Annotated in this window: 16 protein-coding genes; 5 read left to right on the forward strand and 11 right to left on the reverse strand. The window is 62.8% G+C overall.

What is annotated here, in order from left to right:
* The 11 genes from AQ12_RS01840 to AQ12_RS01890 all read right to left on the reverse strand — a co-directional run bounded on the left by AQ12_RS01840 (position 1) and on the right by AQ12_RS01890 (position 11,934).
* Positions 1–810: an acyl-CoA thioesterase II gene (locus tag AQ12_RS01840; RefSeq protein WP_048438160.1), complete on the reverse strand. Its 810-nt coding sequence runs from the start codon at positions 808–810 to the stop codon at positions 1–3.
* 96 nt (positions 811–906) lie between these two features.
* Positions 907–2,112 carry an acetyl-CoA C-acyltransferase gene (locus AQ12_RS01845; RefSeq protein WP_048438161.1) on the reverse strand — a complete coding sequence of 402 codons (1,206 nt, stop codon included), beginning with the start codon at positions 2,110–2,112 and terminating at the stop codon, positions 907–909.
* Positions 2,109–2,474: an endonuclease domain-containing protein gene (locus tag AQ12_RS01850; protein ID WP_238587623.1), complete on the reverse strand. Its 366-nt coding sequence runs from the start codon at positions 2,472–2,474 to the stop codon at positions 2,109–2,111. Before AQ12_RS01850 ends, AQ12_RS01845 begins: the two co-directional genes overlap by 4 nt.
* A gap of 149 nt (positions 2,475–2,623) precedes the next feature.
* Entirely contained in the window at positions 2,624–5,023 is a 2,400-nt protein-coding gene (locus AQ12_RS01855) for a 3-hydroxyacyl-CoA dehydrogenase/enoyl-CoA hydratase family protein (RefSeq protein WP_048438162.1), read from the reverse strand.
* Positions 5,024–5,210: 187 nt separating this feature from the next.
* The gene (locus tag AQ12_RS01860) at positions 5,211–5,651 is read right to left on the reverse strand and encodes a DUF2147 domain-containing protein (protein ID WP_048438163.1); all 441 of its coding nucleotides are present in this window, start codon (positions 5,649–5,651) and stop codon (positions 5,211–5,213) included.
* A gap of 161 nt (positions 5,652–5,812) precedes the next feature.
* Positions 5,813–7,609: an acyl-CoA dehydrogenase C-terminal domain-containing protein gene (locus AQ12_RS01865; protein WP_048438164.1), complete on the reverse strand. Its 1,797-nt coding sequence runs from the start codon at positions 7,607–7,609 to the stop codon at positions 5,813–5,815.
* 6 nt (positions 7,610–7,615) lie between these two features.
* Entirely contained in the window at positions 7,616–8,314 is a 699-nt protein-coding gene (locus tag AQ12_RS01870; RefSeq protein WP_048438165.1) for a TetR/AcrR family transcriptional regulator, read from the reverse strand.
* A gap of 139 nt (positions 8,315–8,453) precedes the next feature.
* Positions 8,454–9,311, reverse strand: a complete 858-nt coding sequence (locus AQ12_RS01875; RefSeq protein ID WP_048438166.1) for a sterol desaturase family protein — start codon at positions 9,309–9,311, stop codon at positions 8,454–8,456.
* Between the two features lie 184 nt (positions 9,312–9,495).
* The gene (locus AQ12_RS01880) at positions 9,496–10,344 is read right to left on the reverse strand and encodes a fumarylacetoacetate hydrolase family protein (RefSeq protein ID WP_048438167.1); all 849 of its coding nucleotides are present in this window, start codon (positions 10,342–10,344) and stop codon (positions 9,496–9,498) included.
* A gap of 48 nt (positions 10,345–10,392) precedes the next feature.
* On the reverse strand, positions 10,393–11,139 hold the full coding sequence (locus tag AQ12_RS01885; RefSeq protein ID WP_048438168.1) for an SDR family NAD(P)-dependent oxidoreductase: 747 nt from the start codon (positions 11,137–11,139) through the stop codon (positions 10,393–10,395).
* Positions 11,140–11,154: 15 nt separating this feature from the next.
* On the reverse strand, positions 11,155–11,934 hold the full coding sequence (locus AQ12_RS01890) for an SDR family oxidoreductase (RefSeq protein WP_048438169.1): 780 nt from the start codon (positions 11,932–11,934) through the stop codon (positions 11,155–11,157).
* Between the two features lie 270 nt (positions 11,935–12,204).
* On the opposite strand from AQ12_RS01890, the gene AQ12_RS01895 reads away from it, so the two are divergent.
* Genes AQ12_RS01895 through AQ12_RS01915 form a run of 5 tightly spaced genes read left to right on the forward strand, consistent with a single transcriptional unit; the run spans position 12,205 to position 17,471 of the window.
* On the forward strand, positions 12,205–12,921 hold the full coding sequence (locus AQ12_RS01895; protein WP_048438170.1) for a FadR/GntR family transcriptional regulator: 717 nt from the start codon (positions 12,205–12,207) through the stop codon (positions 12,919–12,921).
* 49 nt (positions 12,922–12,970) lie between these two features.
* Positions 12,971–13,951: a sialic acid TRAP transporter substrate-binding protein SiaP gene (locus AQ12_RS01900; protein ID WP_048438171.1), complete on the forward strand. Its 981-nt coding sequence runs from the start codon at positions 12,971–12,973 to the stop codon at positions 13,949–13,951.
* 30 nt (positions 13,952–13,981) lie between these two features.
* On the forward strand, positions 13,982–14,533 hold the full coding sequence (locus tag AQ12_RS01905) for a TRAP transporter small permease (RefSeq protein WP_048438172.1): 552 nt from the start codon (positions 13,982–13,984) through the stop codon (positions 14,531–14,533).
* Positions 14,534–14,562: 29 nt separating this feature from the next.
* Positions 14,563–15,960 carry a TRAP transporter large permease gene (locus AQ12_RS01910; protein WP_048438173.1) on the forward strand — a complete coding sequence of 466 codons (1,398 nt, stop codon included), beginning with the start codon at positions 14,563–14,565 and terminating at the stop codon, positions 15,958–15,960.
* Positions 15,957–17,471, forward strand: coding sequence for a UxaA family hydrolase (locus tag AQ12_RS01915; RefSeq protein ID WP_048438174.1), 1,515 nt, complete (start codon positions 15,957–15,959; stop codon positions 17,469–17,471). Before AQ12_RS01910 ends, AQ12_RS01915 begins: the two co-directional genes overlap by 4 nt.
* The last annotated feature ends 6 nt before the right edge of the window (positions 17,472–17,477 follow it).

A 17,477-nucleotide genomic window follows, 5' to 3' on the forward strand; every position in this document is an offset into this window, starting at 1 on the left:
CTACTCCTTGAAGTACATGATCTGGTGGGAGGTTGCGACGAGCTGGCCCGCCTCGCTCCACAGTTGCGCCTTCTGGTCGAGGTAGCCGTTGTGGAATCCCTGGCCCTCGGCCTGGCCGAACAGGAAGCCTTCACCGATGGCTTGCAGCTCTGCGGCGCTCGCATGGAAGTACACCGTCATCGAGACGGTGCCGACGGGGACAAACAACGATCGTCGCAGCCAGATGCGCGGAAAAAACACGTCCGCGATGCCAGTGAGCGACGCAAAGTCCAGGACGCGCGGCGGACTGTCGCGCATCCACACGCGCGTGCGGCTGTGGCCGAGGTCCGAGCCGTCCCAGGTCGATGGAAGACCGCCTTCCAGGAAGCGCGTCTCGTAACGGTTGACCCACTCCACGCCGCTCCTGCTCAAGGGCAAGGGGACGTCGTGCGGACGCGCGACCTCGGGCATGGGCGGATCGGGCGGGCTCCATGTCTCGCGACGGACCGCCGTCACTGCGGTGGCTGTGAGCACCGTTGCGCCGCCTTGCCGCATCTCGATGATCCAGTGCTGCGTGGACCTGTTCGTGCGTGCCGGTCGCGCCGTGACTTCAAACTCGCCGTCGGCCAGTGCGGCGGCGAAGTTGACTGTGAGTGCGATGGGTTCGCCTAGCAGTTCAGGATGCTGCAGGACTGCGTTGAGCGCCTGCGCAGCGGTGATGCCGCCAAACGGTCCGATCATGTTGGCGTAGGCCGCGCTGGTGCGGCCGCGCGACGTGTGTTCGCCCTGCGGCGAAAGCGCGATGGCGGCGTCTAGCGGGTGGTCGCTCATGCGATCAGTGTCTCAGCTTGCACGTTGATCTCTCCTTCTTTTTGTTCCCTCTCCCGCGAGCGGGAGAGGGTTAGGGTGAGGGTGAGGGGCAATTCATCAAACCCGCTCGAAAATCCCGGCCGCGCCCTGCCCCATCCCCACGCACATCGTCACCATGCCGTACTTCAGATTCTTGCGTTGCAGCGCGTGAATCACTGTCGCGGAGCGGATAGCGCCGGTGGCACCCAGCGGATGGCCCAGCGCGATCGCGCCGCCCATCGGGTTGACCTTGCTGGCGTCCAGGCCCAGCGTGTTTATCACGGCCAGCGACTGCGCGGCGAACGCTTCGTTCAGTTCGATCCAGTCCATGTCCTCCTGCTTCAAGCCGGCGTAACGCAGCGCAGCAGGAATCGCCTCGATGGGCCCTATGCCCATGATGTGCGGCGGCACACCGCGGCTGGCGTAGCTCACGAATCGGGCGAGCGGCTTCAGGCCGAATCGCTTGACCGCCGACTCGCTCGCCAGGATCAATGCACCTGCGCCGTCCGAGGTCTGCGAGCTGTTGCCTGCGGTCACCGATCCACGCGCGGCAAACACGGTCCTGAGTTTGGCGAGGCCTTCAACGGTGGTGTCGGGGCGCGCGCCTTCATCGAGGTTCACCATGCGCGTGGCCAGCGTGACCTCTGCGGAGTCGAGGTCGACGCTGCGATCGGTCACTTCCACCGGCGTGATCTCGCTGGTGAACTCGCCTGCCTTCATCGCAGCGATCGCCTTCATGTGCGAGTGGTAGGCGAACTCGTCCTGCGCATCGCGGCTGACCTTCCACTGCTGCGCCACCTTCTCTGCAGTGAGGCCCATGCCGTACGCAATGCCGTAGCTTTCGATGTCGTCGGGGTTGGAAAAGATGGCGGGTGACAGCGACGGCGAGTTGCCCATCATCGGCACCATGCTCATGCTCTCGGTGCCCGCAGCGATCATCACGTCGGCTTCGCCCACGCGGATGCGGTCGGCAGCCATCTGCACCGCTGACAGGCCCGATGCGCAAAAGCGATTGACGGTGATGCCGCCCACACTCTTGGGCAGACCCGCCAGCACCGCGCCTATGCGCGCGACGTTCAGGCCCTGCTGCGCCTCGGTGATCGCGCAGCCGCAGATCACGTCTTCAATGGCCGCAGGATCGAGCCCCGGTACTTGCGCCAGCGCTGCGCGCAAGGTCGTGGCGAGCAGGTCGTCGGGCCGCGTGTTGCGAAAGAACCCGCGATGGGAACGCCCAATGGGCGTGCGGGTGGCGGCGACGATGTAGGCGTCCTGGATTTGTTTCATGCGTGGCTCCTGTCTTGCTCCCTCTCCCGCAGGCGGGAGAGGGTTGGGGTGAGGGTGCTGGCGATCTGCCAGATCTTCTCCATCACCGATTCGGTTTCAGTCAGTACCTCGTGATTCCAGAAGCGAAGCACCTGGAAGCCAGAGGCGGTCAGTTGGGCGGTACGGTCCGCGTCATAGGTTGGTGCGTCGCCGTGGGCGTGTTGGCCACCATCGAGTTCGACGATCAGTCCGATCTCGATGCATGCGAAGTCGGCGAAGAACTTGCCGACCGGGCGCTGGCGGCGGAATTTGAGGTCGAGCAATTGGCGGTTGCGCAGCTTCGACCAGAGAAGGGCTTCTGCATCGGTTTGCTCCTGTCGCAAGGCCCTTGCCCTCACCCTAGCCCTCTCCCGCTCGCGGGAGAGGGGACTTGAATCCCCAGATGTTCGGGCAGATGTCGCTGCCACGTCCTGCCCCCTCTCCCGCATGCGGGAGAGGGTTGGGGTGAGGGTCTGATCTTGCATCACCGGCCTCAATTGCGCACCGGCTTGCCCGTCGACAGCATCCCCATGATCCGCTCCTGCGTCTTCTCGCTGACGAGCAGCGCGCAGAACGCCTGGCGCTCCAGCGTCATGAGGTATTCCTCGGTCACCAACGTGCCGGTATCCACATCACCGCCGGTGACCACATTTGCAATCAGCGAAGCGATATGGAAATCGTGCGCGCTGATGAAACCACCATCGCGCATGTTCACCAGCTGGCCCTGTATCGTCGCCTTGCCGCTGCGCCCGGCCACCGGGAACTGGCGCTTGAGCGGCGCGCGATAGCCGCCCGCAAACATCGCCTTGGCCTCATTGATCGCCACGAACAGCAACTCGTCCTTGTTGGGCACGATGATGTCGCTGTCCAACAGGTAGCCCAGCTCGCGCGACTCGATCGCGCTGGTGCCGACCTTGGCCATCGCAGCTGCGGTGAAGCCTTCGGTCAGGAACGGCAGCAGGTCCTTGTGGGTGGAAAGCGCCTGCATCTCGGCCGCGCGGCGGGCGATGTAGGTAAGACCACCCGCGCCAGGCACCAGACCCACGCCGACTTCAACCAGCCCGATATAGCTTTCCATCGCCGCCACACGGCGCGAGCAATGCACCGCGATTTCGCAGCCGCCGCCCAGCGCCATGCCGCGAATCGCTGCGATGACCGGCACGTTCGCATAACGCAAGCGCAGCATCGTGTGTTGCAGGTGTCCTTCGGCCTCATCGATCGCGCTGATACCGACGGCCACGAACGCGGGCAGCATCGCCTGCAGGTCCGCGCCCACCGAGAACGGCTCGTCGCCCGACCAGATGACGATGCCCTGGTAATCCTTCTCGGCCATCTCGACCGCCATCTGCAGCCCCTCGGCCACTTCGGGGCTGATGGCGTGCATCTTGGTCTTGATGCTGGCGATCAACACCTCGTCATCGAGCGTCCACAAGCGGATCGCATCATCTTCATGCAGCGTCTTGCCTGCGCTTGTGTAGCTCGGTGCGTTGCTTCCCAGAACTGCCTCGGGAAAGTGCTGGCGCGAATACACCGGCAGCACACGGCGCGGCTCGAACTGACCCGTCGTCGGGTTCCACGAGCCTTGTGGCGTGTGCACACCACCTGCCTCTGCGACCGGACCCTTGAATACCCACTCGGGCAGCGGCGCATTCGACAGCGTCTTGCCCGCTGCGATGTCTTCGTTGATCCACTGGGCGACCTGCAACCAGCCGGCGTCTTGCCAAAGCTCGAAGGGCCCCTGGCTCATGCCGAAGCCCCATCGCATCGCAAAGTCCACATCGCGTGCGGTCTCGGCGATGGACGCGAGGTGCACGGCTGCGTAATGAAAGCTGTTGCGCAGGATCGCCCAGAGGAATTGGCCCTGCGCGCCTTCGGCGTTGCGCAGCAGCCTGAGCCTTTCGCCCGCGGGCTTTTTGAGCATGCGGCCATAGACCTCGTCGGCCTTCTCGCCGCCTGCCACGTACTCCCTGGACTCCAGGTCGAAACGCATCACATCGCGCCCGACCTTCTTGTAGAAACCGGCCTTGCTCTTTTGGCCGAGATTGCCCATCTCCAGCAGCGTCTTGAGAACTTCCGGCGTCGCAAAGCTCGGATAGAAAGGATCGCTCTTTTCGTCGAGGTTGTCCTGCAGGGTCTTCACGACGTGCGCCATCGTGTCCAGGCCCACCACGTCGGCCGTGCGGAAGGTGCCGCTCGATGCGCGACCCAGCTTCTTGCCGGTGAGGTCATCGACCACGTCGTAGGTCAGGCCGAATTTTTCGACTTCCTTCATCGTGGCCAACATGCCCGCGATGCCGATCCGGTTGGCGATGAAGTTGGGGGAATCTTTCGCACGAACCACGCCCTTGCCCAGGCCACTCGTGACGAAAGTTTCCAGGTCGTCCAGGATCTGCGGATTGGTCGTCGGTGTGTTGATCAGTTCGACCAGGTACATGTACCGGGGCGGATTGAAGAAGTGAATGCCGCAAAAGCGCGGCTTGATTTCTTCGGGCAGCGCTTCGGACAGCTTCGTGATCGACAGCCCCGAGGTGTTCGACGCGACGATGGCGTGCGGCGCGATGAAGGGGGCAATCTTTTTGTAGAGATCGAGCTTCCAGTCCATGCGCTCGGCGATGGCCTCGATGATGAGGTCGCAGTCGCGCAGCTGCTCCATGTGCTCTTCGTAGTTGGCCTGCATGATGAGCGCTGCGTCTTCGGCAACGCCCAGCGGTGAGGGCTTGAGTTTCTTCAGGCTTTCTACGGCTTTGGTGACGATGCCGTTTTTCGGGCCCTCTTTGGCTGGAAGGTCGAACAGAACTACGGGCACCTTGACGTTGACGAGATGCGCGGCGATCTGCGCACCCATCACACCTGCGCCGAGCACGGCGACTTTTTTTACCTGGAAGCGTGACATGGTCGGTTGCCTTTCACTGGTCGAGACCGGCTCTGCGTGAGCCCGGTCCTGGTGGTCTTTGTACATTCTCTGTCCTCTTGTCTTATCCCCTCTCCCGCCTGCGGGAGAGGGTTAGGGTGAGGGCGTGGGCCGTTTCAACGCACCCTCACCCCCGCCCTCTCCCGCCCGCGGGAGAGGGAGTCAGTCATCAATTCACGCGCACCCACGTCTGCGTCCGCCCAAACGGCCCGATCGAGCCGCGAACTTCCAGCCGCTTGCCGCCTTCGATCGGTGTGAGGCGCAGCCTGTATTCGCGGCCGTTCTCGGGGTCGAGGATCTTGCCGTCTTCCCACACGTCCTTTCCCTCGGCCTTCTTGGCACCGCGAATGATTTCAAGACCGTCGATCGGTTGCTCCTTTCGATCGTCCTTGCACTCGGTGCAGGTGGCGCCAGGCTTCGCGTCTTTGGACAGGCGCCGCACGATCTTTCCGCTGATGACACCGGCGTCTTCGACGATGCGCAGCTCGGCTTTCGCTTCACCCGTCTTGTCATCGATGTTGCGCCACAGGCCCACGGGGGAGACCTGCGCGAATGCGCTCGTCACCGCCATTAACACAGCGGTTGTCATTGCATAGCGAACGGCTGTCATTGCGGGCTTGACCCGCAATCCATGTTCGATCAAGCGCAGTCTCCGCTTCGCGGTGGATGCCGGATCAAGTCCGGCATGACATCCACTAATTGGGGTCAGATTCCAATTAATCGGATTCCAATTAATCGACGCATCAGATCCGATGTGACAGCTTGCGACGCTCATGCCAGCGCGAGATCCGTATCCATCAACACCTTGCTGCCCGAACGGGCCGTGCGCATCAGCGTCGCGGTTTCCGGGAACAGCTTGGCAAAGTAGAAGCGAGCTGTCTGCAGCTTCGCCTGATAGAACGGATCGGTGTTGCCCGCTGCGATTTCGCGCAGCGCAACCTGCGCCATGCGGGCCCAGAAGTAGCCGTGCACCAGATGCCCCGCAACCCGCAAGTAATCCACAGCGGCAGCGCCAACCTCATCCGGATTCTGGAAGCCCTTGAAGCCGAGCTCGGTAGTGAACTTGGTCATCTGGTCGCCCAGCATCGCGATCGGGTTGATGAACTCGGCCATCTTCTCGTTCACGCCCTCTTCTTCGACCAGTTGCCCCACCAGCTTGCCGAACTTTTTAAGCGTCGCGCCGTTGTTGCCCAGGACCTTGCGGCCCAGCAGGTCCAGCGACTGGATCGTGTTGGTGCCTTCATAGATCATGTTGATGCGGTTGTCGCGCACGAACTGCTCCATGCCCCATTCCTTGATGAAGCCGTGGCCGCCGAACACCTGCATGCACGCGTTGGTCGCGATGTGGCCGTTGTCGGTGCTGAAGGCCTTCACGATGGGCGTGAGCAGTGACAGCATTTCGTCGCTGTCCTTGCGCACCTTCTCGTCAGGGTGGTAGTGCGCCTTGTCCAGCAGCACTGCGCAATAAATCGCCAGCGCGCGGCCGCCTTCTGCATAGGCCTTGGCCGTGAGCAGCATCTTGCGCACGTCAGGGTGCACGATGATCGGATCGGCCGGCTTGTCCTTGGCTTTGACACCGGAGAGCGATCGCATCTGGATGCGGTCCTTGGCGTAGGCCAACGCGTTTTGATACGCGACTTCGGTCAGGCCCAGGGACTGGTTGCCAACGCCCAGGCGCGCCGCATTCATCATCACGAACATCGCCTGCATGCCCTTGTTGGGCTGGCCGACCATGTAGCCGCGCGCGCCGTCGATCACGATCTGCGCGGTGGCGTTGCCGTGAATGCCCATCTTGTGTTCGAGGCCGCCGCAATGGATCGCGTTGCGCGCGCCGAGCGTGCCGTCTTTTTCGACGATGAACTTGGGCACGATGAACAGGCTCACGCCCTTGATGCCGGGAGGCGCGTCGACCAGTCGCGCAAGCACCAGGTGAATGATGTTCGACGTCATGTCGTGTTCACCCGCGCTGATGAAAATCTTGTTGCCGGTAATCAGGTAGCTGCCGTCGGCTTGCGGTTCGGCCTTGGTGCGCATGAGGCCCAGGTCGGTGCCGCAATGCGCTTCGGTCAGGCACATCGTGCCGGTCCATTCGCCGCTCGTCATCTTTGGCAGGTAAGTCTGCTTCTGCTCGTCGGTGCCGTGGGTGCTGAGCGCCGCATACGCGCCGTGCGTGAGGCCGGGGTACATCGTCCAGGCCTGGTTGGCGCTGTTGAGCATTTCGTAGAAGCACTGGTTGACCACCAGTGGGAGGCCCTGGCCGCCATAGGCTGGATCACAGCTCAATGCAGGCCATCCACCCTCGACGTACTTGTGATACGCCTCCTTGAAACCCCGGGGCGTGGTGACCTCATGGGTTTCCTTGTTCAATGTGCAGCCTTCTTCATCGCCCGACATGTTGAGCGGGAAGGTCACTTCGCTGGCGAACTTGCCGGCTTCTTCGAGCACGGCGTCGATGGTTTCGGCATCGGCTTCGGCGTACTTCGGGATGGCCTGGAAGTCGGCGCTGACGTTCAGGACTTCGTGCATCACGAATTGCATGTCGCGCAGCGGTGGGGTGTAGGTAGGCATGGGGGGTTACTCCTTGATTCTTGATTTCAACGGTGTGGGATGGCTTGCCGGCAGCGAGTCTTGCGCGCCGTACAGCCTCAGGATGTTGTCGAACCCGGCGTTCGCCCTGTCGAGCGAGCCGGGGTTTTTCAGAAAGCGCGCTTCGTAATGAAGCCCGAGGATCAGGCCGTGGATTTCGAACAGCATCTGGTCCGCATCGACATCGGGACGCAGGTGCCCTTCTTCCTTTGCGGAGATGACGGCCCGGTGCATGGCCGCGAGCCAGGTCTTGACCGAGCCGACCAGCGCGTCGCGCACCGGCCCGGTCCGGTCGTCGAACTCGACCGCGCCGCTGATGTAGATGCAGCCCGAGTCGATTTCGATGGAGGTGCGCTTCATCCAGTTGGCAAACAGGGCGCGCAAGCGTGGCAGGCCGCGCGCTTCCTGCATGGCCGGATAGAAAACTTCTTCTTCAAAGCGTGCGTGGTATTCGCGCACCACCGAGATCTGCAGTTCTTCGCGCGAGCCGAAGTGGGCAAAGACGCCCGACTTGCTCATCTGCGTGACTTCGGCCAGCGCGCCTATCGAAAGCCCTTCCAGGCCGATCTGGGTGGCCAGGCCCAGCGCTGCATCGACGATGGCCGCCTTGGTCTGCTGGCCCTTGTGCAGGGCTCGGCCGGGCGTGGGGCCGCGGCCGGGCTTGAGGGGCAAATCGGAGACGGACATGGGTGGTGGGCCTGATGCAAAGGAATAAAACGAACGGTCGTTCTATTTTGCATGAAACCGTGGAACGCAGGCGTACCAGAGGCGCCTGTTTTAGAGGGTGATTCCTAGGGAAACTGCGGGTTAACCCGCCCCTTCGACGCTACCGCTCAGCTACCGGCGACTGGATGAGTTCGGGCGTTGCGCGCGCGGAAACCGGCGCCGACAGATGCTTGGGCGCCGCCTTGGGCTTGCCCTTGAACCGCTTGTAGATGTTGTAGAACGGCAGGCCCTGTTGCACGAAGTAATTCACCGGGTACGACGGCTCGCCGAACACGGTGGGGATCTTGCCTTCGGGGTAGTACGCGGTGCCGAACAGCCAGTCCATGAACGAGAAGTCGCGCGAGAAATTCTTGTTGCGCGCTTCCGGATGGTTGGAGTGGTGCCACGAATGGAAGGTCGGGTTGGAGAAGATGTAACCCGTAAAGCGTGGCGGCTTGATGTTGCCGTGGACGTACCGGTCCGAGAAACCCTGGAACACCGACATGGCCATCAGCGCCTCGCCGCGCACACCCAGGTAGGCGGCGACCAGCACGTAGGGAATTGCGAACAGGCACGCATCCAGCACGTGAAAGCGCGAGGTCATGAGCGAGTAGTAGGTGCTGGAGCTGTGGTGGACGCGGTGGAATTCCCACAGGAGCGGGTACTTGTGCGTGGCGCGGTGCACCGCGTAGAAGGTCGATTCGCTGACGACGATGAGCACCAGGAAGTTGAACCAGATGCTCTTGCTGGCCATGACGCCTGCAAACGGGAGCGCCTTGAGGTAGGGGGTGAGCAGCAGTGCTGCCGCGCCGATGATGAACGAGCGGATCCACGGGTCGTACATGTGGATCAGGTCGTAACCCCAGCCGCGATTGAGCATCTTGCCCGGCCGGGCGGGGAACAGGCGTTCGAGCACGATGACCAGCACCAGCCAGCCGAACATGTTCCATTTGTCGAGGTACCAGACCCAGTCTTGCATCGCGGTTTCCCTGTTGAGGCGCGATTATAAAAGCCGGGGTCTATTTCCGGTTGTCGCGGCGGGCATGGCCCGGCAGCGGGCGCGGCGCTTGATCAACGATGGATTGCGGATCAAGTCCGCAATGACAGCCAAGAGGCTGTCATGCCGGGCTTGACCCGGCATCCACCGCGAAGCGGAAGCGGCCTCAGAGCTTGAACGGCACCACCAGTTGCCGCTGTTCGCCCAGCCCCTGGATGCCCAGGGTCATCACGTCGCCCTTCTTGAGGTACGAAGGCGGCTTCATGCCCAGGCCCACGCCCGGTGGCGTGCCGGTGGTGATGATGTCGCCGGGCATCAGCGTCATGAACTGGCTGACATAGCTCACGAGCGTGGCGACGCCAAAAATCATGGTGCGGGTGTTGCCGGTCTGCACGCGTTTGCCGTTGAGGTCCAGCCACATGTCCAGGCGCTGCACGTTGTCGATTTCGTCGGGCGTCACGAGCCAGGGGCCGATAGGGCCGAAAGTGTCGCAACCCTTGCCCTTGTCCCACTGCGGACCGCGCTCGAGCTGGTATTCGCGCTCGCTCACGTCGTTGATGACGCAGTAGCCGGCGACGTGGGCCAGTGCATCCTTCTTGGTGACGTAGCGCGCACGGGTGCCGATGACCACGCCGAGCTCCACTTCCCAATCGGACTTGACCGAGCCGCGCGGCAGCATCACGTTGTCGTTCGGGCCCTGGATGCAGCTGGTGGCCTTCATGAAGACCACGGGCTCCTTGGGGATAGGCACGCCGGATTCTTCGGCGTGGTCTGCGAAGTTCAGGCCGATGGCGACGAACTTGCCCACGCCCGTAACGGGGCAGCCAAAGCGCGGTGTTCCGCGAACCAGCGGCAGCTTGGCCGGGTTGGCCTTGCGGATGCGCGCCATGCCAGTGCCGCCGAGTTGCGCGGGGCCGATGTCGGGCACGACACCCGAGAGGTCGCGCAGCTTGCCGTCTGCGTCGATGAGGCCGGGCTTTTCCTTGCCGGGGTTGCCGTAACGTACGAGTTTCATTGCATTGCCTTTCGTTGTTCTGGGAAAGCTTCGATGATGTCAGTAAGGTCAGTAAGTGGAGCGCCCGCCCGACAGGTCGAACACCGCACCGGTTGAGAACGAGCATTCTTCGGTGCAGAGCCAGCCGACCAGCGAGGCGACTTCTTCCGGTGTGCCGAATCGGCCCATCGGAATCTTGGACAGCATGAACGCAATGTGCTGCTCGCTCATCTGGTCGAAGATCGCGGTCTTCACCGCCGCCGGGGTCACGCAGTTCACCCGCACGCCGGTGTCGGCCAGTTCCTTGCCGAGTGATTTGGTCAACGCCATCACTGCAGCCTTGCTCGCGCTGTACGCGCTGGCGTTCGGGTTGCCGTCCTTGCCTGCGACCGAGGCGATGTTGACGATGCGGCCATAGCCGGCTTCGCGCATGACCGGCACCACTTCGCGGCAGCACAGGAACAAGCCGGTGAGGTTCACTTCCATCACCTGGCGCCATTCATCGACCGGGTATTCCCACACCTTGGTGTTCGGGCCGGTGATACCGGCGCTGTTGACCAGCGCATCGATGCGCGGGCTGTGCGCGAGCGTGGCCTTGACGGCTGCCTGCACCGACTCGTGGCTGGCGACGTTGACCGCGACGGATGATGCCTTCGCACCCAATGCAGACGCGGCCTTGGCGGCGCCCGCTTCATCGCGATCCCACAAAGTGACGCTGCCGCCCGACGCAATCAGCCGCTGCGCAATCGCGTAGCCCAGGCCGGTGGCACCGCCGGTGATGACGGCATGGCGACCGTTGAAATCAAGCTGGTTCATGGAGTTGGTTGGTCCCTAGATGGTCATGCCGCCATCGGCGGCGTAGGTCTGCCCGGTCACGAAAACCGATTCATCGCTGGCAAGAAAGACGACAAGCGGCGCCATCTCGTGCGCCTGCGCAAGACGGCCCATCGGCTGGCGTGCGACAAAAGCTGCGCGCGCTGCAACCGGGTCGGGGTTGGCGTTGATGCGGTCGTGCAGCGATGGCGTATCGACCGTGCCCGGTGCGATCGCGTTGCACCGTATGCCCTGGCCGATGAAGTCCGCGGCCACACTCTTGGTCAGGCCGATCACAGCCGCCTTGGACATGCCGTAGATGAAGCGGTTGGGCAGGCCCCGGATGCTGCTGCAGACGCTTGCCATGTTGATGATGCTGCCGCCGCCCGCTGCGATCATGCGGGGCAAGACCGCCTGTATGGTCCAGAACTGCGAGCGCGCATTGAGGTTGAGCGCGAAGTTCCAGTCGTCATCGGTGGCCTGCAGGATGGTGCCGCTGTGCACGTAGCCCGCGCAGTTGAAGACCGCGTTGACGGCCGGCATCTGCGCGACCAGCGCGGTGATGGCGGCCTTGTCGAGCACGTCCAGGCGCAGCGCCTTCACGCCGACCACGCCTTGATAGGCACCGAGCAGCGATTCATTGACATCGGTAGCCCACACCTGCGCGCCCTGCGCAGCCATGGCCAGCGCACACGCGCGGCCGATGCCCTGCCCGGCGGCGGTCACAAGCACGGTCTTGCCCTGCAGGCGCGTGCCGGTGGGAGGCTGGAATTCTTGCGGTGCGGGGGAAGATGTCATGAGCGGGCGGGAGGGGATGAATGAAGGACGGAGTGGGGATGGGGTTTTGCCGGATGCGGCGAACCGGGCCAGACCGCATATTAATTGGTCTGACCACTTAACCAATTACTGGAAACCCTAGTTTCTCCACCGGGGCTGTCATGCCGGACTCGATCCGGCATCCACCGCGAAGCGGCGACTGCGCCTGATCGAAGATGGATTGCGGATCGAGTCCGCAATGACAGCCAAATACCTGACACCTGACACCTGACCCTGATCCTGATTTCAGTCATGCCCCTGCAAACCGTCGAACCGCAGCGCCTCTACCGGCAGATCGCCGAGCAGCTGCGTGCGCTGATGAAGTCCGGCGAGTTCGAGCCGGGCTCGCGCTTGCCTGCGGAAAGGGACCTGGCCAAACAACTGGGCGTGAGTCGTCCGTCGGTGCGCGAGGCGCTGATTGCGCTTGAAGTCGAAGGCTGGGTCGAGGTTCGAACCGGGTCCGGCGTCTATGTGCTCAAGCGCAGCGGACGCACCCATGCAAGCGACCGAAAAATTCCCGCATCCGAATGGGGGCCGCTGGAGCTGATTCGCGCGCGGCGCGTGGTCGAAGGCGAGATCGCTTCGCTCGCGGCGCAGCAGGCCAAACGCAAGGACGTGCAGGCGATTCGCGCCGCCATCGACCAGATGACCGAAGACGCCGACCAGGGTGTCGCGCCGCTGGCCGGTGACCGCGCGTTCCACACCGCCATCGCGCAGGCCTGCGGCAACGTCGTGTTGCTGGAAACCGTGCAGACCTTCTGGGATGCGCGCAACGGCCCGCTGTTCGAACGCCTGGGCGATTACTTCGAATCGGTGCCGTCATGGCGCAAGGCCATCACCGAACATGAATCCGTTCTCGAATCCATCCGGGCGCACGACGCCGACGGCGCCCGCGCCGCGATGCAGCAGCACATGGACAAATCCCACGGCCGCTTCAACGCCAGCTGGCGACGCGCCAACAGTTCCTGATTTCCACAGCCCCCACCCACCAGCCACAACCATTCAACCAGGAGACGACATGAAGACTTTCAAACTCACGCTCACAGCCTGCGCATTCGCCGCAGCAGCACTTGCGCCGTTCGGCCTCGCGCAGGCGCAGACCAAGCTCAAATGGGCGCACGTCTATGAGACCTCGGAGCCCTACCACAAGTGGTCGGTATGGGCCGGTGAAGAGTTCAAGAAGCGCACCAACGGCAAGTTCGAAATCCAGGTGTTCCCGGCCTCCAGCCTGGGCAAGGAAAGCGACATCAACCAGGGCCTGCAGCTGGGCACGGTGGACATCATCCTGACCGGCGCATCGTTTGCCTCCAACTCGTATCCGCGCCTGGCCGTGAGCTACTACCCGTTCACCTTCCGCGATGCGGATCACGTGATCAAGTACGGCAAGAGCGATGTGTTCAAGGAACTGACCGAAGGCTACAAGAAGGCCACCGGCAACACCGTCACGGCGCTCACCTACTACGGCGCGCGTCACGCCACCAGCAACAAGCTGTTCACCAACTGCGACCAGATGAAGGGCATCAAGATGCGGGTGCCTGATTCGCCGGCCTACACCGCCTTGCCGCGCGCCTGCGGTGCCAACCCGACGCCGATCGCGTTTGCCGAGGTGTACCTCGCGCTGCAAAACGGCACCGTCGATGCGCAGGAAAATCCGCTGCCCACCATCGAAGCCAAGAAGTTCTATGAAGTGCAGAAGAACATCATCCTGACGGGTCACATCTCCGATGCACTGCTCACCGTGATCTCGCCGACCACGCTGGCCAAGATGACGCCTGCCGAGCAGAAGATCCTGTCGGACGTCACACAGGAAGCCGCGGTCAACGCCACCAACGACATCCGCAAGCGCGAAGGCGAGCTGGTCGATGAGTTCAAGAAGAAGGGCGTGAATGTGGTCACCGTGGACCGCGCCGACTTCCAGCAACGCGTGCTCAAGGCCATCACCTTCGAATCCATGAAACTGGACAAGAAGGACTGGGACCGCATCATCTCCATCAAATAAGCGCGGCACGTGACGACGTCTATCGACGACATGCCCCAGGTGATGGGGGCGGACGGGGAGTTCCACGCGCAGGATGAAGCGGTGGATCTTTCCGGCACGCCCCTTGAAGCCTGGGTCGCGCTCGGCTTCTTCTGGCTCCTGGGCGCGACGGTCTTCTACCAGTTCTTCACGCGCTATGTGATGAACGATTCCGCCGCGTGGACCGAAGAGATCGCGCGCTACCTGCTGATCGCCGTGGTGTTCACCGGCGCGACCATCGGTGTCATCAAGAACAACCACATCCAGGTGGATTTCTTCTATCGCTTCATGCCCAAGGCCATGTCGCGTGCCATGTCCACGCTGATCGATGGGATGCGCATCGCGTTCTTCGTCGCAGCCACTGTGCTCACCGTGATGATGATGCTCAAGCTGGGCAGCAACTCGCGCATGACGATGGTGGACCTGCCGATGAACTGGGTGTACGGCGTTTGCCTGCTCGGCTTTGCAGCGATGGCGTTTCGCTCGGTGCAAGTCGCCATCACCCATTACCGGCGCGGCTACAGCGTGCTGGAGCGTCCCGAAACAACGATGGAAGACCGATAAGGTCCCGTCAACGACACCAGTCCATACGCATGCTCAAGATCATCTTCCTGCTCCTGATGAGCGGCGGCATCCCCGTGGCGATTGCCATGGCCGGGTCGTCGCTCATCTACATCCTGTTCACGGGCAACCTGCCGCCCTTTGTCGTGATCCACCGCATGGTGAGCGGCATCGACAGCTTTCCGCTGCTGGCCGTGCCCTTTTTCATCCTGGCCGGCAACCTGATGAACAACGCCGGCATCACCAACCGCATCTACAACTACGCGCTCGCGCTGGTGGGCTGGATGAAGGGTGGTCTGGGTCACGTCAACGTCGTCGGCTCGGTTGTGTTTGCGGGCATGAGCGGCACCGCGATTGCCGATGCGGCCGGCCTGGGCACGATTGAAATCAAGGCGATGACCGATCACGGTTACGACAAGGAATTTGCGGTCGGAGTAACCGCAGCATCCGCCACGCTGGGCCCGATCATTCCGCCTAGCCTGCCGTTCGTGATCTACGGGATGATGGCCAACGTGAGCGTGGGCGCGCTGTTTCTTGCAGGCATCCTGCCGGGCGTGCTGATGGCCGGATTGATGATGCTCACCGTCGGGTACTTCGCGCACAAGAACGGCTGGGGCGGCGATGTGAAGTTCGAGTGGCCGCGCGTCATCAAGGCGATCTTCGAGACCGCCGTCGTCATCGGGTGGCCTGTCGTGTTGTGGCTGCTCATCACCAAGCTGCAGTTTCCCCCGCGCACCACGGTGCTGCTGGGCATTGCGTCCCTGTTCGTGGCCGACCGCATCTTCAAGTTCCAGGCGGTGCTGCCGATCATGACGCCGGTGCTGCTGATTGGTGGCATGACCACAGGCATCTTCACGCCGACCGAAGGCGCAATTGCTGCATGCCTGTGGGCCATCATCCTGGGCTTCGTCTGGTACAAGACCCTGAACTGGAAGATGTTCGTCAAGGTGTGCCTGGACACCGTCGAGACGACCGCCACCGTGCTCTTCATCGTCGCGGCCGCCAGCATCTTCGGCTGGATGCTCACGGCGACTGGCGTGACAGCCGCCATCTCTTCGTGGGTGCTCGGCTTCACCAAGGAGGCCTGGGTGTTCCTGATCCTGGCGAACCTGCTGATGCTGTTTGTCGGTTGCTTCCTGGAGCCCACCGCCGCCATCACCATCCTGGTTCCCATCCTCGTGCCGATCTGCCAGCAGCTGGGCATTGACCTGGTTCACTTCGGACTGGTGATGGTGCTCAACCTGATGATCGGCCTCTTGCATCCGCCGATGGGGCTGGTGCTGTTCGTGCTGGCGCGGGTCGCCAAACTATCTGTCGAACGAACGACCATCGCCATCCTGCCGTGGCTGGTGCCGCTGCTCGGATCGCTCATCATCATCACGTACTTTCCACGGCTGGTTCTGTGGCTGCCACGGACCTTCATGACATGACACCTTTCATCCGACTGCATCCCGCCGACGACGTTCTCATCGCGCGCTCACAACTCGTGGGCGGCGCAACCGCAGAGGGCGTCGTCGTCAAGGGATTGATTCCGCCCGGCCACAAGGTCGCGACGCGCGCCATCGCCGCTGGCGAACCGGTGCGGCGCTACAACCAGATCATCGGGTTCGCAAGCAAGCCGATTGCTGCCGGTGAGCATGTGCACACGCACAACCTGGAGATGGGCAACTTCGAGCGCGACTACGCTTTCGGGGCAGACGTGAAGCCCGATGCGCCGCGGCGTGAAGCGAGCTTCATGGGCATCAAGCGCGCCGATGGACGCGTCGCCACGCGCAACTACATCGGCATCCTGTCGAGCGTGAATTGCTCGGCAACAGCGGCGCGCGCGATTGCCGATCACTTCTCGCGGCAGAACCATCCGGAGGTGCTCGCGGCATTTCCGAAAATCGACGGTGTCGTGGCCCTCACGCACGGCACCGGTTGCGGCATGGACACCGTGGGCCTGGGCATGCAGATCCTGGAGCGAACGCTCGCGGGCTATGCAACGCACGCCAATTTCTGGGGCGTCGTTGTCGTGGGCCTGGGGTGCGAGTCGAACCAGATCAATGCCTGGCTCGCGCATTCCAGCCTGCGCGAAGGCGAGACGCTCAAGGTGTTCAACATCCAGGACACGGGCGGCACACGCAAGACGGTGGAGCGCGGCATTGCGCTGGTCAAGGAAATGCTGCCCAAGGCCAACGATGTGAAGCGCGAACCCTGCAGCGCATCGCACATCACCATCGGTTTGCAGTGCGGCGGCTCCGACGGCTATTCGGGCATCAGCGCGAACCCTGCGCTGGGTGCTGCAGTGGACCTGCTCGTGGCGCACGGCGGCACGGCCATCCTGTCTGAGACGCCAGAGATTTATGGTGCGGAGCATCTGCTCACGCGCCGCGCCGTCAAGCGCGAAGTCGGCGAAAAACTCGTGAGCCGGGTGAAGTGGTGGGAGCACTACACCGAGATCAATGAAGGCGAGATGAACAACAATCCGTCGCCGGGCAACAAGGCGGGCGGCCTGACAACCATCCTTGAAAAGTCATTGGGTGCAGTCGCCAAGGGCGGAACGACCAACCTGCAGGCCGTGTACGAATACGCAGAGCCCGTCACCGAACACGGCTTTGTGTACATGGACACGCCCGGCTACGACCCGGTGAGCGCAACGGGGCAAGTCGCAGGCGGAGCGAACGTGATCTGCTTTACCACCGGCCGTGGTTCTGCCTACGGCTGCGCGCCGACGCCATCGCTCAAGCTCGCGACCAATTCGGCGCTGTGGCAGCGGCAGGAAGAAGACATGGACATCAATTGCGGCGAGGTCATCGACGGCAAGATGTCGGTGCAGGAAATGGGTCAGCGCATCTTTGAGCTGGTGCTGGCCACGGCATCGGGTGATGCGACCAAGAGCGAGAAGCATGGCTACGGCCAGAACGAATTCGTGCCGTGGCAAGTCGGCGCAACGATGTGAGCGAAC

Source organism: Caenimonas sp. SL110 (genome assembly GCF_001044395.1).
Classification (GTDB): Bacteria; Pseudomonadota; Gammaproteobacteria; order Burkholderiales; family Burkholderiaceae_C; genus Ramlibacter.

What these genes read in the sequence shown, in the direction of transcription:
- AQ12_RS01880 (WP_048438167.1), bottom strand. Translation starts at nt 10,344, where the DNA reads ATGAAACTCGTACGTTACGGCAACCCCGGCAAGGAAAAGCCCGGCCTC.
- AQ12_RS01900 (WP_048438171.1), top strand. Translation starts at nt 12,971, where the DNA reads ATGAAGACTTTCAAACTCACGCTCACAGCCTGCGCATTCGCCGCAGCA.
- AQ12_RS01905 (WP_048438172.1), top strand. Translation starts at nt 13,982, where the DNA reads ATGCCCCAGGTGATGGGGGCGGACGGGGAGTTCCACGCGCAGGATGAA.
- AQ12_RS01855 (WP_048438162.1), bottom strand. Translation starts at nt 5,023, where the DNA reads ATGTCACGCTTCCAGGTAAAAAAAGTCGCCGTGCTCGGCGCAGGTGTG.
- AQ12_RS01910 (WP_048438173.1), top strand. Translation starts at nt 14,563, where the DNA reads ATGCTCAAGATCATCTTCCTGCTCCTGATGAGCGGCGGCATCCCCGTG.
- AQ12_RS01895 (WP_048438170.1), top strand. Translation starts at nt 12,205, where the DNA reads ATGCCCCTGCAAACCGTCGAACCGCAGCGCCTCTACCGGCAGATCGCC.
- AQ12_RS01915 (WP_048438174.1), top strand. Translation starts at nt 15,957, where the DNA reads ATGACACCTTTCATCCGACTGCATCCCGCCGACGACGTTCTCATCGCG.
- AQ12_RS01875 (WP_048438166.1), bottom strand. Translation starts at nt 9,311, where the DNA reads ATGCAAGACTGGGTCTGGTACCTCGACAAATGGAACATGTTCGGCTGG.
- AQ12_RS01860 (WP_048438163.1), bottom strand. Translation starts at nt 5,651, where the DNA reads ATGACAGCCGTTCGCTATGCAATGACAACCGCTGTGTTAATGGCGGTG.
- AQ12_RS01890 (WP_048438169.1), bottom strand. Translation starts at nt 11,934, where the DNA reads ATGACATCTTCCCCCGCACCGCAAGAATTCCAGCCTCCCACCGGCACG.
- AQ12_RS01870 (WP_048438165.1), bottom strand. Translation starts at nt 8,314, where the DNA reads ATGTCCGTCTCCGATTTGCCCCTCAAGCCCGGCCGCGGCCCCACGCCC.
- AQ12_RS01845 (WP_048438161.1), bottom strand. Translation starts at nt 2,112, where the DNA reads ATGAAACAAATCCAGGACGCCTACATCGTCGCCGCCACCCGCACGCCC.
- AQ12_RS01840 (WP_048438160.1), bottom strand. Translation starts at nt 810, where the DNA reads ATGAGCGACCACCCGCTAGACGCCGCCATCGCGCTTTCGCCGCAGGGC.
- AQ12_RS01865 (WP_048438164.1), bottom strand. Translation starts at nt 7,609, where the DNA reads ATGCCTACCTACACCCCACCGCTGCGCGACATGCAATTCGTGATGCAC.
- AQ12_RS01885 (WP_048438168.1), bottom strand. Translation starts at nt 11,139, where the DNA reads ATGAACCAGCTTGATTTCAACGGTCGCCATGCCGTCATCACCGGCGGT.